The organism is Streptomyces sp. NPDC006197 (assembly GCF_040613865.1).
GTDB lineage: Bacteria > Actinomycetota > Actinomycetes > Streptomycetales > Streptomycetaceae > Streptomyces.
On the sequence record NZ_JBEXSZ010000085.1, the window covers coordinates 1 to 15,270 of the forward strand.

20 protein-coding genes and 1 tRNA gene are annotated in these 15,270 nt (G+C 69.1%); 17 read left to right on the plus strand and 4 right to left on the minus strand.

The window, feature by feature from the left end; translation table 11 throughout:
- Positions 1-121: 121 nt before the first annotated feature.
- The 5 genes from ABZ318_RS24450 (at position 122) to ABZ318_RS24470 (ending at position 3,855) form a co-directional block, all read left to right on the plus strand.
- A complete protein-coding gene (locus tag ABZ318_RS24450; protein WP_356904636.1) occupies positions 122-529 on the plus strand; it encodes a UTRA domain-containing protein in 408 nt (135 codons plus the stop codon).
- Positions 526-873 carry a hypothetical protein gene (locus ABZ318_RS24455; RefSeq protein WP_356904604.1) on the plus strand — a complete coding sequence of 116 codons (348 nt, stop codon included), beginning with the start codon at positions 526-528 and terminating at the stop codon, positions 871-873. The genes ABZ318_RS24450 and ABZ318_RS24455 overlap by 4 nt, the downstream gene beginning before the upstream one ends.
- Positions 874-1,822: 949 nt before the next feature.
- Positions 1,823-2,293 carry a hypothetical protein gene (locus ABZ318_RS24460; RefSeq protein WP_356904605.1) on the plus strand — a complete coding sequence of 157 codons (471 nt, stop codon included), beginning with the start codon at positions 1,823-1,825 and terminating at the stop codon, positions 2,291-2,293.
- 251 nt (positions 2,294-2,544) lie between these two features.
- Positions 2,545-2,859, plus strand: coding sequence for a hypothetical protein (locus ABZ318_RS24465; protein ID WP_356904606.1), 315 nt, complete (start codon positions 2,545-2,547; stop codon positions 2,857-2,859).
- A 690-nt stretch (positions 2,860-3,549) separates the two neighbouring features.
- Entirely contained in the window at positions 3,550-3,855 is a 306-nt protein-coding gene (locus ABZ318_RS24470; protein WP_356904607.1) for a hypothetical protein, read from the plus strand.
- 576 nt (positions 3,856-4,431) lie between these two features.
- Here the strand turns inward: ABZ318_RS24470 and ABZ318_RS24475 are convergent.
- Complete coding sequence (locus ABZ318_RS24475; protein ID WP_356904608.1) at positions 4,432-4,785, minus strand: hypothetical protein; 354 nt, start codon at positions 4,783-4,785, stop codon at positions 4,432-4,434.
- Positions 4,782-5,174, minus strand: a complete 393-nt coding sequence (locus tag ABZ318_RS24480) for an NUDIX domain-containing protein (protein WP_356904609.1) — start codon at positions 5,172-5,174, stop codon at positions 4,782-4,784. The genes ABZ318_RS24475 and ABZ318_RS24480 overlap by 4 nt, the downstream gene beginning before the upstream one ends.
- 77 nt (positions 5,175-5,251) lie before the next feature.
- Between ABZ318_RS24480 and ABZ318_RS24485 the strand changes: the two genes are divergently transcribed.
- From ABZ318_RS24485 to ABZ318_RS24515, 7 genes are all read left to right on the plus strand, one after another.
- Positions 5,252-6,049: a GntR family transcriptional regulator gene (locus ABZ318_RS24485; RefSeq protein WP_356904610.1), complete on the plus strand. Its 798-nt coding sequence runs from the start codon at positions 5,252-5,254 to the stop codon at positions 6,047-6,049.
- A 204-nt stretch (positions 6,050-6,253) separates the two neighbouring features.
- The gene (locus tag ABZ318_RS24490) at positions 6,254-6,532 is read left to right on the plus strand and encodes a hypothetical protein (protein ID WP_356904637.1); all 279 of its coding nucleotides are present in this window, start codon (positions 6,254-6,256) and stop codon (positions 6,530-6,532) included.
- A 3-nt stretch (positions 6,533-6,535) separates the two neighbouring features.
- A complete protein-coding gene (locus ABZ318_RS24495) occupies positions 6,536-7,891 on the plus strand; it encodes an FtsK/SpoIIIE domain-containing protein (RefSeq protein WP_356904611.1) in 1,356 nt (451 codons plus the stop codon).
- An 83-nt stretch (positions 7,892-7,974) separates the two neighbouring features.
- Positions 7,975-8,682: a DUF2637 domain-containing protein gene (locus ABZ318_RS24500; RefSeq protein WP_356904612.1), complete on the plus strand. Its 708-nt coding sequence runs from the start codon at positions 7,975-7,977 to the stop codon at positions 8,680-8,682.
- Between the two features lie 14 nt (positions 8,683-8,696).
- The gene (locus ABZ318_RS24505; protein ID WP_123451914.1) at positions 8,697-8,888 is read left to right on the plus strand and encodes a mobile element transfer protein; all 192 of its coding nucleotides are present in this window, start codon (positions 8,697-8,699) and stop codon (positions 8,886-8,888) included.
- A gap of 19 nt (positions 8,889-8,907) precedes the next feature.
- A complete protein-coding gene (locus tag ABZ318_RS24510) occupies positions 8,908-9,066 on the plus strand; it encodes a hypothetical protein (protein WP_356904613.1) in 159 nt (52 codons plus the stop codon).
- A gap of 11 nt (positions 9,067-9,077) precedes the next feature.
- Complete coding sequence (locus ABZ318_RS24515) at positions 9,078-9,425, plus strand: SpdD-like protein (protein ID WP_356904614.1); 348 nt, start codon at positions 9,078-9,080, stop codon at positions 9,423-9,425.
- 65 nt (positions 9,426-9,490) lie between these two features.
- On the opposite strand, the gene ABZ318_RS24520 is transcribed toward ABZ318_RS24515, so the two are convergent.
- The gene (locus tag ABZ318_RS24520) at positions 9,491-9,826 is read right to left on the minus strand and encodes an ankyrin repeat domain-containing protein (RefSeq protein ID WP_356904615.1); all 336 of its coding nucleotides are present in this window, start codon (positions 9,824-9,826) and stop codon (positions 9,491-9,493) included.
- Between the two features lie 141 nt (positions 9,827-9,967).
- Here ABZ318_RS24520 and repSA point away from each other — a divergent pair, with 141 nt between their 5' ends.
- The 3 genes from repSA to ABZ318_RS24535 are packed head-to-tail and all read left to right on the plus strand — an operon-like array spanning position 9,968 to position 12,707.
- Positions 9,968-11,365 carry a replication initiator protein RepSA gene (gene repSA / locus ABZ318_RS24525; protein WP_356904616.1) on the plus strand — a complete coding sequence of 466 codons (1,398 nt, stop codon included), beginning with the start codon at positions 9,968-9,970 and terminating at the stop codon, positions 11,363-11,365.
- A complete protein-coding gene (locus ABZ318_RS24530; RefSeq protein ID WP_341623205.1) occupies positions 11,362-11,571 on the plus strand; it encodes an excisionase family DNA-binding protein in 210 nt (69 codons plus the stop codon). Before repSA ends, ABZ318_RS24530 begins: the two co-directional genes overlap by 4 nt.
- A gap of 38 nt (positions 11,572-11,609) precedes the next feature.
- Positions 11,610-12,707 carry a tyrosine-type recombinase/integrase gene (locus ABZ318_RS24535; RefSeq protein WP_356904617.1) on the plus strand — a complete coding sequence of 366 codons (1,098 nt, stop codon included), beginning with the start codon at positions 11,610-11,612 and terminating at the stop codon, positions 12,705-12,707.
- Between the two features lie 100 nt (positions 12,708-12,807).
- On the opposite strand, the gene ABZ318_RS24540 is transcribed toward ABZ318_RS24535, so the two are convergent.
- A tRNA-Val gene (locus tag ABZ318_RS24540) sits at positions 12,808-12,882 on the minus strand.
- 164 nt (positions 12,883-13,046) lie between these two features.
- Here ABZ318_RS24540 and ABZ318_RS24545 point away from each other — a divergent pair.
- Together ABZ318_RS24545 and ABZ318_RS24550 are read left to right on the plus strand one after the other, a co-directional pair.
- On the plus strand, positions 13,047-13,802 hold the full coding sequence (locus tag ABZ318_RS24545; RefSeq protein WP_356904618.1) for a DUF4097 family beta strand repeat-containing protein: 756 nt from the start codon (positions 13,047-13,049) through the stop codon (positions 13,800-13,802).
- Positions 13,803-13,937: 135 nt separating this feature from the next.
- A complete protein-coding gene (locus tag ABZ318_RS24550) occupies positions 13,938-15,236 on the plus strand; it encodes a hypothetical protein (RefSeq protein ID WP_356904619.1) in 1,299 nt (432 codons plus the stop codon).
- Positions 15,237-15,270 lie beyond the last annotated feature (34 nt).

The following is a 15,270-nucleotide window of genomic DNA, read 5'->3' on the forward strand; positions in this document are numbered from 1 at the left end:
GACGATCCACGGCCGGGAGTTCCTCTTCGCCACGAACGGCCCAACGAGCATCCAAGCTGACAGTCACACCATCAGTGGCTTCTGTTAGGACCTCTTAGAGACCAGCGTCCGCACCACCAAAATCCGGGCGCGCGGCCACCTGTCCGCCTTGCTGCGGGTGCCGGCTGGCAGCCCCCTCACCGAATTCCAGTGTCTGAGTCACTACGGAACCTCGCCGCACAGTCTGTCCCGCGTCTACGTCCCTCGCGATCTGGCGCCGACTGTCGTACCCGACGAGTCGACCTGGCCCACAACCGTGGCGACGCCACTGGCCGAGGTCGAGGAGAGACTCTGCGCTCGCCTCCCCACCCCGGTGGAAGCGGCAACCCTCCGAATTAGCCGGACCCTCGCCGTTCTGGCGATCACCCGCGTAGCGACCGACACCGTCGGCCGCGTCGTCGAGGCCGCGCTCCTGGCTCTCCCCGGCGACCGCGCGGAAGCCGTCTTCACTACCCACCACACGCCCGAAGGCAGAAGGGCCGAAGGATGACGCCCCACAACGAGCTCCGACTCCTCCCATGGTCGGGCCCCGACGGCAAGCCCTGCTTCCTGAGCACCGACAGCACCGGCGGCCCCTTGTCCCGCCTGGCCGACCACACCGAAGCCGCCCAACTCGACGTCGCCGCTGAGCTCCTGGAGCACGCCCATGAGGTACTGGCCGACGAGTCGTCGGCCCCGGAAGAACTCCGTCTCGTGGCGTCAGACCTCACCGGCGCCCTGCGAGACGCACTCCGCGTAGCCACAAGCCGTGGCCACCGCCTCCCGAGGCTGGGCACCTCCGACCACGGAGACAGCAACGAGGTCCCCCATCTGCCGGCAGGCGCCTTTGGCTAACAGCCACGCGCCACAACGACACGAAGCCCCGGGCCAAAGCCCGGGGCTTCGTGCACACGGCTCCGGAGGGCGCGTGCTTCTCAGGCGCCTGTGCAGGTCAGAGGCCTAAAGGCAGGTAGCTATGCCTGGCCGGTCCATAAATAGGCCGCGTCTGACCGAGGCGCCTTCGGTCTTACCCAGCAGTGATGTGGGCACAGAGGCTTCGCTGTTGGTATCTCCCAGGCACCCCAGCTCCCACAGCTTCCCAGAAGCCCTTGGAGTCACGGAGGTGCCCACCCAAGGTGTGCCACGACAGACTCGGATGCTCGATCCGCAGCGCTGCGAGGCCGGCGGAGGCCAGACCGCACCGCTGATACTCCGGCAGTGTGTACGGCTGCTCCACCCACCCAAGCTGACAGTCCTGGCAGACCTGGTAGTCGACGCTGAACGCGAACTCCCCGTCGAGATTGGCTGCTCGCTCATGCCAGCCTTGCCGTTCCCCTGAGGGGGTGTCTTGCCATGGCGTGTCCAGCTTCGACACTTTCGCCCACCCGTGCTGCCGCCCAAACCGCCCGCGGCTCACCCGCTGCAACAGCTCGAGCCACCCCTTCCGCCCGGACACCCGCCCCACTTCATGAGCCCGGCCGACTAACCGGTGCGCTGCCTTCTGATCGATGGTCATGCCCTCCTCGTTCCCACTTCGGAGCCAAGGGGACCATGCTCGCCACTCGTGTCATGGCATCACTGGCGAGAAACACCCCAACTTGCCTGACCGCTACCCCAGGAGCGAACCAGTAGGTGAGAGGCCTCCTGACCTGGACGTTCCTCCGGCACTTGGGTAGCCAACCTGTCACCGTTGGTCGCCACTGGTCACTCTTGAACCCCCTCGCACGGCCCGCAGACGGCCCAAGTGGGGTGCATTGCCTTGTGCGGAGCCCTACATTGCCTGGGTAACTACAGGGGGCCGCCCATGTCAGGTTTGGCTGTTGCTGGAGCCATCGTCTTCCTCGCCGTCATCGTGGGGATCTCTCGCAGGCATCGTGGGCGAGTGTCGCACCAACGGGTGGTGTATCAAACCGTCACCCCGGGCGGATCGATGGAGAACTTCAACTCCGTGGCCGCTCCTACTCGCGAGCGGGTGACGGCACGAGGGGAGGCGTTCGTGGCCATGCTTGTGCGAGCACATATGGCAGGGCCTGGCGTCGCCTGGTTCGAGCCCGACGGCCCCCTGGTGTTCGAGCGAGACACCGGTGACGTACATGTCATCCCTCGCCGCCTCATCGAAGCTGTGCGCCCGCACGACGGCGACGAGCCCCAGACAGCGGATGAGCAGACGTTGGTGATCGACCTGCGCCCAGGGGCGGGAATCGCAGGCATCGCCGTCTTCGCGAGGCCGGCAGCTGTAAACGAGTGGCGTGCACTGGCGTGCGGCTCCGCCTGAAGTCGCAGGTCGTCATTGAGCGCCCTCCGACGGCCCCGAGACGGCCTGGGCGGTGATCACATAGATGGCCCACTGCCCCTTGATGTTGAGCCCCGCTTTAGGAGTTCGATCAGTGCTCGGCACCGCCGGGGATCCACCCGGCCACGCCAGCCGTGTAGGAACACCTAGGGGTGCTGGCGTCCGGGGTCGTTGATGTCACCTGTGGATGTCAGAACGGTGCGACCATGTGCGCTCGCTGGCACGATGATCCCATGGTTGACCTGGAGCGAATCAAGGCGGAGAGCGTGGCGTACTTCCGATCCCTTGACGAAGGGGCCACCCTGCGGCACCACTTCCGCCACGTCGACGAGGAGGGCGGCTTGTGGTACTTCGAGGCCGTACCCGACCGCGGCGAGTTGGTTGCCATCAAGCAGGCCGAGCTGACTCCGGCCGGCCAACTTCACCGGTACAGCTGGGAGTACCTGGAGGACGACCACGGCTTCCTTACGGATCAGGCGATCGACCCTGAGGAAGATCCGCTGGAGGCCATCTCAGCCGGAGAGTTCCAGAAGATCTGGAACCGGTGAACGCGCTGAACAGCCTCTTTACAAGAGCGGGAGGGCAGCGCTGCGCCTGACCTGCACCGTTGGGGGACGTACTGATCCCCCGCGCGGGCTCCGACAGCGCCCGTCGTTCCCCGTGGCTCCCCGCCCCATCTGGCACGGATGTGGCACGACAGTGACGCCGTCGCGTTCGGGCAACGATCAGCATGCCTTCAGTCGACGTCTGCGCCAGAGATTCGACAGCTCTCCTGCAGCGACGGCGGCCGCAGCCAGGACTGCACACGTTGGCCAGCCCTTGGGGTCGCCGGTGGCTTGGCCGAAGAGCCGGAGAGCAATTCCCGCCAGGGCCCACCAGACGACAAACCCGGCCCCTCTGCCAAGCCGCGAGTTCCAGTGAGTCACAAGCCAAAGGTAGCTGCCATAGCCGGACCCGATACGTGGGGGGCGTCGGAGGCTCAATCGGTCGGCAGGTCCACAGATCAACAAGCGATCTCGAAAACCGTCGTGGCAGCGATGTCACCGTGGGTTCAAATCCCACACCCACCGCCAGGTGAACGGCCCCCGACCAGCCGAATGGTCGGGGGCCATTCGCATGTTCGGACAGCGTGACAGTCCGGTGTTCTCCGTGTCTCCCCGCTGGATCGGGCACGCGAGGGGCACGGTGATTGTCAGGGCGGCTGCTGGGCCTCTCTACCTTGCTGCTTTGATCAGAGCATGACCTACTCTGGTGATCCGGCTGGCGACAGATCTGGGCGGATGAGCCGTTCCGTCGTTTTCGGTGCGGCTTCCGTTGCGTTCTGGTTCTGCTGCCCATTCTGGATGCTCGTCTGGGCTCTTGCCTTGCCGCTCGGCCTCACGGGCCTCGTCCTGGGTGCCATCGAATACCGCGCTGCCTCACGACAGGGCGTCAGCCGTGCGCAGCCTTTGACCAGCCTGGCGCTCTCGTCGGTGGGTACGGCAGCGGCCGTTGCGTACATGCTCTTTGTGTTCGCCCATCCGGACCTGTCAATTCAGGAGTAGGTCGGCGGAGCGGCTTTGGGGTGGAGCTGCCACAGTTTGCCAACCTTCGCCGAATGCTCGCCCTGGCTCCCATCCCGTCTATCGTCGACCTACATACCGTGGCGCGTGCACAAGTCCGGTGTTTAGACGACACGCTCATCAGCCACGGCGATACCGGGACCGACGCGGAGCGACCACGCCGGCCTCCGCCGCATCGCGGCAGCAGCTGCTCCCCATCAGCCCCTTCCCGGTGGTGCGGTCGCCTCACGCTCCCGTCATCCGTGACGGCGGGGGTACGGCGCCCCGGCCCACTCGGGCCCGACAGTCGGCCGGCCATGCGCAAGAGGCCACCCCTCCCCTCGCTGCCAGCCGTCTTTGGTCGCCCGTCTTGGCCGCAGTCGGCGGCGCTCGTGGCTACGCATGCCATGTGACGGTTGCCGTGCCTGAAGGCCTGCTTCGGCTGCCCATCAACCCGAGCCGTAGGCGTGCGGCCGGCGGCCGGGCTGGAGCGGGGCGCAGACAGGAGCGCAGGCCCGGGCGACGGGCCGCGCGCGCCGCGCTGTGCGCGGCGGGTGCCTTGATGAAGTAGAGAAAGTCTTACCGCGCTTCCGGGGTTCGCTCGGCCTTGAACTCGCTCAGCAGGTCGAAGAACAGGTCGATGCCTGTCCTGCCGCTTGCTTCCGCGGCCTTCGTGATCTCGACGGCCCACCCCACGGGACTGGCGTAGGTGTGGCCAAGTCTCGGCCACAACCATTCGGCGAACGGACCCCGGTGTTCGAAGTCCGTCATGGCCTCGGAGCCGTGGATCTCGGATGCGACTCGGTAGCCGTACAGCATCGCCTGAAGCTCCAGGAGGGAACCGCCGCGTACGAACATCCCGGGCCGCAAGCGGACCTGATCCAGGAAGTCATAGACGTCACGCCACTCACTGACGGGCTTCCGGGTGGTCATGCGGACGCCTCCAGGAGGTGCCGGCCGTCGTGGCTGCGGACGTGGGGGCCGTTTTCGTCCAGGGCGTCCAGGAGGCGGATTGCGTAGACCTCGGCCATCCGTTCCTTGATCTCGGCCGGCGTGAGCCAGTCGACCGCGGTGGACTCGTCCGAGGTTCGTTCGGTGCCGCCGGTGGGCTTGCAGCGGAAGACCAGGGCGACGATGCCGCGGGTGGTGTTCTTGTAGACGCCGGTCAGCTCGTCCACCTCGACGTGGATGCCTGTCTCCTCCAGGACCTCGCGGGCGACGCCTGCTTCGGGTGCCTCAGTGAGTTCGAGGACTCCGCCCGGGAGTTCCCACGTGCCGTTGTCCGCTCGGCGGATGGCCAAGAGGTGGCCGTCTTCGCGCACTACCGCTCGACCACGAACACGGAATGCAGCGGCGTTGACTTTGTTCCCGCGCTCCCACTACTCATGTACAGGAGCATATGAGAGCGGGTAGGACTGTGGGAACTCCAGCAGAAGCTGGCAGGGCCGTACCGCGGTACGTGCAGATCGCGGACGAGATCGTTCAGCAGATCCGGTCCGGCGTCCTCAAGGCCGGTGACATGGTGCCCAGCGAGTCCGAACTCGTCGAGCGGTACGGGGTTGCCGGGGGGACTATTCGGAAGGCCATGGTCGAGGTGCGGGCCAGCGGGCTCGTCGAGACCCGGCACGGCAAGGGGTCGATCGTGAAGGACCGGCCTCCTGTACGGCTTCGGTCTTCGGATCGGTTCCGCGCTTCTCACCGGCGGGGCGGTAAGGCTGCTTACCTCGCCGAGTCCGAGCAGTCCGGCGCCACGGCCAAGGTGAGCCTCCTCTACATCGGGCCCATGGAAGCACCGACGGAGATCGCCGAACGGCTCGGTGTCGATGAGGGGACTCAGGTGCTCACGCGGCGGCGGCTGCACTTCCGGAACGGGACGCCCGTCGAGACCGCCTCGTCCTACCTGCCGTGGGACGTCGTGAAGGACATCCCCGAGCTGTTCGCCGAGAACCTCGGCCCCGGCGGCATCTACGCCCGGCTCGAAGACCACGGCCACACCTTCGCTGAGTTCATCGAGACGCTTCAGGCTCGACCGGCCTCGAAGGCCGAAGCGTCGGAGCTGGCTCTGAGTCCTGGCGCCTCCGTGGTGCACCTGCTGCGGGATGCCGTGACGAAGGAGGGGCGGGTCGTGGAGGTCTGTGACACCCTCATGGCCGCTGACCAGTTCATCTTCCAGTACCGGATCCCAGCGACCGACTGACGCACGCTCAACTTTCCTCAACCCGCAGCGGTTTCCTTCCGCGGCGGGTTGACTCATGTATAGGAGTGGTGCACTCTTCTTCATTTCACTCTTATATAGGAGTGAATGAGTCAAGTCTCTATAGAGGAGTGATCCACTGTGCGTCAGATTCCCGTCGACACGTCCGCCGCGATGGTGATGGTGGCCTAGCCCCCGGCCCCGAAGATCGCGAACCGCCAGACCGGCGAGATCGCCACCGACCGGGACACCGGTGCCCCGCTGATGACGGTCGACGTCATGTTCGTCATGGACGGGAACGCCGAGATCCTGAACCTGACCGTGCCCAAGACCGGCATCTCCGAGGAGCTGTCCATGGGCACCCCCGTCGCCTTGACCGGCGTCGTCGCCCGGCCCTGGGAGAACGAGTTCAACGGCCAGAAGCGCCACGGCATCAGCTTCCGCGCGGTCGCCGTCACCTCGCTCGCCACCGCGAAGGTCGGCTGACCCATGGCCGCCTTAACGGTCACCCTCGCCCTGGTCGCCACGGTCGCGCTGCTGCTGCGGTGGCAGCGTCCGGCCTGGTACTGGATGAGCTTCGGCGTCGTCTTCGCCGCGGTGCGGATCCTCGCCCGGTACGCGTCGGTCATGGACGCGTGCGGGCTGACCGTCCCGCCCTCGCGCTGGCGCCTGGCGCTGGCCCGGATGACCCGCCAGCCCATCCCCGAGTCGCGGGCGCCCCAGATCCTGCGGCTGCGGCCGACACGTACCGGGCTCGTACTGCGGGTGAAGCTGCGTCCAGGTCAGGACGCGTTCGACTTCTCCGCCGCCTCGGACCGGCTCCGGCACTCGTTCGTCATGCAGAACGTCACAGCTCGGGAGATCCGCTCGGGTGTGGTCGAGCTGCGGATGACCGGGTACGACGTCCTCAAGCGGGTCCAGATGCCCGCGGCTGCCCGTGGTGGGGTGATGCGGGTTCCGGTCGCCATGCGGGAGGACGGGGAGGTCTACTACCGCGATTACCGCCAGACGCCGCACGCGCTGAACGTCGGTGCCACCCAGTCCGGGAAGTCCGTCTATCAGCGCAACCTCGTCGCTGCGCTCGCCGCACTGGATGTCGCCCTCGTCGGGATCGACTGCAAGCAGGGAGTCGAACTCGCCCCGCTCGCCAGGCGTTTCACGGCCTTGGCCGATAATCCTGACGCAGCTGCCGACCTCCTCGACGCCCTCGTCGAGCACATGGAGGACGTCTATCTACTGATCCGGCACGAGCAGAGGTTGAGTGCAGATCTGCCGGATGCGGAGATCACCGCCGATATCTGGGATCTGCCCGATTACCTGCGGCCGACGCCGATCGTGCTCCTGGTCGATGAGGTGGCCGAGCTCGCCCTCTTCGCCACGAAGGAGGAGGAGAAGCGGCGGGACCGGATCATCACCTCCCTTGTCCGGCTCACCCAGCTCGGCCGCGCCGCCGGCATCTACCTGGAGATCTGTGGACAGCGCTTCGGCTCCGAGCTCGGCAAGGGCATCACGATGCTTCGTGCCCAGCTCACCGGCCGGACCGCTCACCGCGTCAACGACGAGACCTCCGCCAACATGGCCTTCGGCGACATCGCCCCGGACGCCGTCCTTGCCACGGTTCAGATCCGCACCGACCGGCCCGGCACGGCGGTCGCCGGCGACTCCTCCGGCGGGTGGGTCCGCATCCGTACTCCCCACCTCACGCTCCGGCGGGCCGTGAACATCACGAACTCCCACGCTCACCGCACGCCCGAGATCCCCGCGCTGGACGCCTTCCGGCCCGTCCTGCCGCCCCTGGGCAAAGCCGCGGCGCCCTCGACCGTCACGGCTCCCGCGATCGCCTGAATCCCCTCGCTCCACGGTGGCGTGACCGCTTCACGCCAGGCCCCTACCCCTCCCATGCCCGAAACCGGAAGGAGGCCCCTCCGATGCGTCCCATCCGCCGACCGGACGCCGTCCTCGTACAAGCCGTGATCGCCGGCGCCCTGTCCTTCGCTCATCTCCATGACCTGGCTGCGGCTGCCGGACAGTCCGGTTGGAAGGCTTGGGCCTACCCGGTCTCCGTGGATCTCCTGCTCGTCGCCGCTTGGCATCGGCTTCGAACCTCGCGAGCCGCCGGTGAACCTGCCCGCTCCGCCTGGACGTGGTTCATGGTCGCCCTGGCCGCGTCACTCGGTGCGAACGTCGCCACCGCCGGGCTTCTCGACCTCGGCCACGTTCCCGCCTGGCTGCGCATCCTCGTCGCGGGCTGGCCTGCCCTCGCGTTCCTCGGCGGAACCCTTCTTGTCCACTCCCCTGGGCATCCGGCGGTCGCCCAGCCTGCCGAACCCGACACAGACACCGAGCGACCCTCGGCCGTGGAAGCGGTCATCGAGCGGGACGACGTGGTCGAGCCGGAACCGGAGATCGCTCCCGCATCGGCCCTGCCTTCCCCGGAGCCGGAGCCGGTCCCAGAGCCCGTACCGGAGCCCGAACCCGCCCCCGTGGCCGTACCGCCGGCCCTCGTCGCTCACGCCCGGAAAGTCGCCAACGAGTACCGCACCCGCACCGGCTACCCGATCGACGCCGACACCCTGCGCGCCCGCCTCGGCGTCCCGCCCCTGATGGCCGCTGCCATCGCCGCCCAGCTCGTCTGAAGGGAGACCCCGTCATGGCCCCACGCGACCACTTCCACTCCGTGATGCGGATCGGTCCGGTGCAGATCGGCACCCACCGCGACCGCCACGGCCGCACCAAGTACGCCGCCGTCTGCACGGCCGACGGCTGCGGCTGGTCCGCCGAGTACTCCAGCTCCACCGCCGCCCAGCTCGCCGCCCGCACGCACCGCTGCCAGCCCCGCTGACCTCGAAGGAACCCGCCTCATGGACGTCCCGCTCTGGCTCGCCCTGATCGTCGTCGGCAGCCTCGGCATCAAGCTCATCCGCCCGCCCTGGTGGCTCGTCGCCGTGATCCTCCTCGGCGGCTACCTCCTCGCCGACAGCGTCCTCGCCCCGCTCATCGACAACACGATCAACAAGTAGGGAGAACCGTCATGTTCCAGCCGCGCATCCCGGTCAACCCGCTCCCGACCGGCCTCGTCGCCCCGCTCGTCCGGCCGACTGTCGCCGCCGACATCGAGCCCCACCACACGGCCGACGCGGCGGTCTGCACCCACCATCACACCCCGGCCCCGGCCCCGGCCCCGGCCCCGGCGCCAGCCTCCACCGTGCGCCTCACCCCGGCCGGTCTGGCTGTCGTCGTCGGTGGCGCGGGGGCCGTCCTGGTCGTCGGCACTGTCCTGGTCTCCATGCTGCTCGCCGTCGCCGTCAGCGCCGCCTCGGTCGCCGTCTGCGCCGTCGTCCTGCGCTCGCTCCTCAACGGCCAGAGCCGGCGCCGCTAAAGCCTGTTCGGTCGTTCATCCACGAGAGCTACCGTCGGCAGACACTTCCGTTTCGAGCCTTGAGCTCAGCCCTGACAGTTACTGAACCGTTCCAGCAGCCTGATCGCCATGCTGTGATCGTAGAACCGGGCAAACTCGTGGGCCGTTCTGCCGTCGACCTCTGCCGCAGGATCGGCGCCGTAGGCGAGGACGATCGCAGTGAGCGCACTGTCGATCGGGTGCCCCGACTGAAGCGCGGAATCCCCTTCCAACTCGATGGCGTGCATCAACAAGGTCATCCCGCAGCAGACCTCGTTGACATCCGACCCCTCGTCGAGAAGACGCGTGAGCGTGGCATGTTCGCTGGACTCCACCGCCTGATGGGCAGGTGTCCAAGGGCTCTCGATCTCGAAGCTGATCACCACGACATCATGCCTGCCACCTCACGACCAAGATCGGCCCGGCTAGCTCCAAGTCGGGCCTCCGGGCGGCTCAGCCGCCAAGTCTCCGCCGCCCGGAAGCCCCGCCCCTGCCCAGTTCGCAGAACCAGAAGGAAGCACTCCATGATGACCGTCCCAGCCGCTTCGTCGGCGGGGTTCGACACCGCCACCCTCGGCGACATGCTCCGGGTGGCCGGGTCCCCCGACTTCGACCGTTGGAAGGAGCAGATCCACCGCACCGGCGGCTGTTCCCACCCCATCCACCTCCAGGGCTGGACCCTCACCCGGGACAAGACCACCGGCGAGACCCTCCACCAGTACTCCACCGACACTGAGCCCGGCGGACGGCTCCGCATCGCTTGCGGCAACCGTCGTGCCTCCCGCTGCCCCGCCTGCGCCTGGACCTACGCAGGCGACACGTACCACCTCATCCGCGCCGGCCTCGCCGGAGACGACGCCCGGGACATCCCCGCCGCCGTCCGCGAGCACCCGCGCGTCTTCCTCACCCTCACCGCCCCGTCCTTCGGCCCGGTCCACAACCGCCCCGGCGCCCGGCCGTGCCGCTGCGGGTCCCACCACTCCGAGGACGACACCGCCCTCGGCACGCCGCTCGACCCCGAGTCGTACGACTACGCCGCCGCCGTCCTCTTCAACAACCACGCCGGGCAGCTCTGGCAGCGGTTCACGAATCGACTCCGCCGGGAGATCGCCGCTGCGGCCGGCCTCTCGCAGAGGGAGCTGAGGACGGTCGCCCGGATCTCGTATGGGAAGGTCGCCGAGTTCCAGAAGCGGGGTGCCGTCCACTTCCACGCCGTCGTCCGCATCGACGGCCCGGACGGTCCCGACTCCCCGCCGCCGTCCTGGGCGACCACCGATCGCCTCACCGACGCCATCCGCGCCGCCGCCACCCACGCGTACACGACCGTCACCGTCCCCGCCGCCGGCGACCACCTCGCCCGCCGCCTCCGCTGGGGCACCCAGATCGACATCCGGCCCGTCAAAGCCTTCGGCGACGGCTCCGACATCACCGAACAGGCCGTCGCCTCCTACATCGCCAAGTACGCCACGAAGGCCGCCGAGACCACCGGCAGCCTCGACCGTCGCATCGGCAACCGGGAGGCCCTGGTCCTCCTCGGCGTCCCCGACCACACCCGGCGCCTCGTCGAAGCCTGCTTCGACCTCGATCCGCTCTACCCCGACCGCCGCCTCCTCGCCTGGGCCCACATGCTCGGCTTCCGCGGCCACTTCTCCACCAAATCCCGGCAGTACTCCACCACCCTGAGCGAGCTCCGCCAGACCCGCGCCGACTACCGCGCCGCCCAGGAGCGCACCGCCCGCGGCCTCGACGACATCGAACCGGACACCGTCCTCGTCCTCACCTCCTGGTCCTACGCCGGCCAGGGCCACTCCCCCGGCGAGGCCGCCCTCGCCGCCTCGATCGCCCGGGACATCCAGCTCAACCGCGAAACCGCCCGCGAAGCCCTACGCGACCAACTCGCCCTGGAGGGAGCAAGCGCATGACCGACCGACTGCTGACCGTGGGCCAGGCCGCCGAACTCCTCGGCACTACCGAGAGGTTTCCGCGTCGGCTCATCGCCGAGCGCCGGATCGTCTTCGTCAAGGTAGGACGGCATGTCCGCATTCCTGAGCGGGCCTTGGAGGAATTCGTCGTCGCCCACACCGTCCAGCCGATTACCACTCGTCGCCGATTCGCGGCGGTGGCCTGATGGCGAACGCCAAAGGTAAGCGTCGTCGTTTCGGTGCTGTGCGCAAGCTGCCCTCAGGTCGTTTCCAGGCTCGCTATCAGGGGCCGGACGGGCTGACGCGGTCCGCGCCCGAGACGTTCGTCTCGCAGACCGATGCCGATCGGTGGCTCGTCCGCAAGGAAGCGGAGATCCTCGACGGCAAGTGGAAGAACCCGGACGACAAGGTTCTCTTCGGGGTGTACGCCGACGCCTGGTTCAAGGAACGCGACTACGCGGCCACCACCCGCGAACGCAACGGCAGCGCTCTGCGCCTCCACATCCTGCCGACCTTCGCGGACGCGGTCCTGAGTGAGATCACCACACCCCAGATCCGCCGCTGGCGTGCCGGCCTCCTGGAGTCCGGTGTCGGTGAACCGACGGTCGCCAAGGCCTACCAGATTCTCCGAGCCATCATGAATACCGCAGTCGACGACGAGCTGATCCAGCGCAACCCCTGCCGCATCAAGGGCGCCGGGGCGGCCAAGACCGCCGAACGACCTTTCCTCGACGTCACCGAAGTCTTCCAGCTCGCCGACGCCGTGCCGGCGCGCTTCCGGGTGTTCATCCTGCTGGCGGCCTTCACCGGCCTCCGCTTCGGGGAGCTCGCCGCGCTTCAGCGCCATGACGTCGACCTCGACCGGCGGACCGTCGCCGTACGGCGTTCTCTGGCGGAGACCCGCACCGACGGCATCCTGGTCAAGACGCCCAAGAGCGCGGCCGGTGTGCGTACCGTCGCCTTCCCGGCCTCGCTGGCGGAGAGCCTGGCCACTCATCTCGCCGTCTACGCCGAGCCGGGGCGGACCGGGCTGGTCTTCACCGGAGCCCGCGGCGGGCAGCTGCGCCGGAACAACTTCCGCCGGCTGTGGTTGCGGGCCCTGAAGGACACTGGCCTCCGCGACGTCCATTTTCACGATCTGCGCCACACCGGGAACACCCTCGCCGCGACCGGCGGCGCCACGACGCGTGAGCTGATGCAGCGGATGGGGCACTCGTCCGTGCGGGCCGCGCTGATCTATCAGCACCTGGTGAACGGGCGTGACCACGCCATCGCCGCTCACGTCGACGAGCAGATCAGGAAGGTCCGGCCGGGCGAGTCCGGCTACGCATCTGGCACGTAACTGGCACGGCGCCCCTCCCTCGCCTCCCCGCCCAGAGAACGGACAAGGCCCAGGTTCCCGGTTCAGTACCGATGACCTGGGCCTTTGTCGTTTTACCTACTGGTGGGCGCGGACGGTTTCGAACCGCCGACATCTGCTTTGTAAGAGCAGCGCTCTACCCCTGAGCTACGCACCCGTGGAAGAGGCAACAGCCTACATGGCCGGTGGGTGGGTGTCGCAAACGGATGGGGGCCTGGGGGTAGCCCCACCCCCGGACGGTGGGTCGCCGGATCGTGACGGGGGGTGGTGGGGTCCTACGGTCGGGGGATCGTAGGTGTCGCTTCTGGGGGAATGATCGTCATGGCCGTAGGTCGCCCGTTCCGTGCGCTGCTCGCTTCCGGTGCCGCCGTGCTCCTGCTCGCGGGGTGTGGGACCGATGCCGAGGGGGCGCCGGTGGAGCGGAGGACGTTCGCGTTCGACGGGGACGCGCTCACCGTCGACTCGGACGACTCCGAGCTGGTGATCACGCCCGCCGACGTCGACGACGTGCGGGTGGAGCGACAGGTCGACGGGTGGGTGTTCATGGGGTCCGGGCCCGAGGCGAGCTGGAAGCTGGTGGACGGGCGGCTCACGCTGCGGGTGGAGTGCGATGCCGTCGCGGCCGGCTGCGGTGCCGTGCACCGGATCCAGGTGCCCCGCGGGGTCGCCGTCACCGTCGAGGACGGCAACGGGGACGTCACCGCCGAGGGCTTCACCACGCCCCTCAAGGTGCGGTCCGACGACGGGGACGTACGGGTGCGCAAGGCCAGTGGGGCTCTCGATCTCGGGAGTCAGGACGGGGACGTGAGCGTCGAGGACCCCGTCCGCTCCCCCTCCGTCGCCGTCCGGTCCGACGACGGGGACGTACGGATCACCCTCGCCGCCGTCCCCCGCGACGTCGACGTCGCCACCAAGGACGGTGACGTCACCGTGGCCGTGCCGAAGGCCGAGTACGAGGCGACCGGCGCCAGCGACGACGGTGACGTCCATGTCGACGTGCCCCTCCGCGACGGCAGCGGGCACGTCGTGAGCCTGCGCAGCGACGACGGAGATGTCACCGTCCGCACAGTGAACTGACCGGGCCGTGTGTTCGTCCTTACCGGGTGGGAGAATGAATCGGACCGGGCACGGCGGACACAGCACGGGGAGAAGTACGTGGCGGCGAGTGACGTGAGGGGTACTTCGGCGCCCAGGCATACCTCCGCGTTCCGGTTGGCTCTCGCACTGCCCCTGCTCGTGGGCGCGCTGCTGCCGCAGGCCTTCGCGGGCGGCGGGACCCGCCGCTGGTTCGGCGGGCGCGGAGAGGGGCAGCGGGCCGAGGCCCAGGCCGCCAAGGACGCCGCCGCGGCCTCCTTCTACGAACTCGACACCGCCCAGCGCGGGCTGCGCATCTCCATCGAGACCATCACCGCCGTGGACAGCTCCCCGGAGGCCCGCCGCGCCGTCGACGGGTTCGAGGCGCTCGGGCGGCGGATCGACGAGGTCAGTCAGGGCTACATCGGCGCCGTCGACGCGCACGATCTCGATCGGGACGAGTTGGATGCCGCCACCGCCTCGCGCGCCCGCGCCGATCTGACCCGCGCCAAGGAGGAGCTCGACCGCGTCAAGGGCGAGTTGGACCGGTTCGAGGAAGGGCTCGCCCCGCTCCTCGGGCGCGCCGAGACCCAGCTCGCCCGCCTCGCCCCCGCCGTCGAGCGGGCCCGGCAGGCGCTGCGCGGTGCGAGCGGCGCCCTGGATGCCGTCCGGGAGGGTGGGCTGCGCGCCGATGACCTCGCCCTGCGGCTCGCTCAGCTCGGACCCGAGCTGACCCGCCTCAACGAGGGCGCCGGGCGGCACGGCGTCGCCGAGACGCTCCAGCGCGCCGACCGGGTGCTGCGGGACGCCGAGGCCGTACGGGCCGAGGCCGAGCGGCTGCCCGAGCGGGCCGCCGAGATCGACAAGCGCCTGGTGTCGCTGCGTACCCGCACCGAGGCGCTCACCACCCGCGCCGGGGGCGTCGAGCCCGTCCTCTCCGAGCTGCGCCGGCGGTACTCGGCCGCCTGCTGGCAGGACCTCCAGCACGTGCCGGAGCAGGCCGTCACGACCCTCCGGCAGGCCGAGGAGCGGCTCGCCGAGGCCGGAAAGGCGCGGGCCGAGCAGCGCTGGCCCGACGCGACCTCGCTGCTCTCCACCGCCCGCGCGCTGCTCGACTCGACCGACGAGGCCGTCTCGGCCGCCGGTGACCGGCTGCGCCGCCTGGACGCGGTCGCGAAGGACCCGAAGGCGGAGACCGACCGGGCGCGGTTCGCGGTGCGGGACGCCCAGCGGCTCGCGATGGCCGGGCGGAACACGCCCGACCCCCGCCACGCCCGGCCCCTCGACGACGCCGTCGCCCGGCTCGACCGGGCCGTGGACGGGCTGGAGGGCCGCCACCCGGATTACTGGCACTTCCTGACCGAACTGGAGGCCGTCCGCGCCACCGCCGCGCGGGTCGTCGGACAGATCCGGGAGGAGCGGGGATCCGGGCACTGATCGGCTCGGTGGTGCCTGAGCCGGTGGTCGCCCG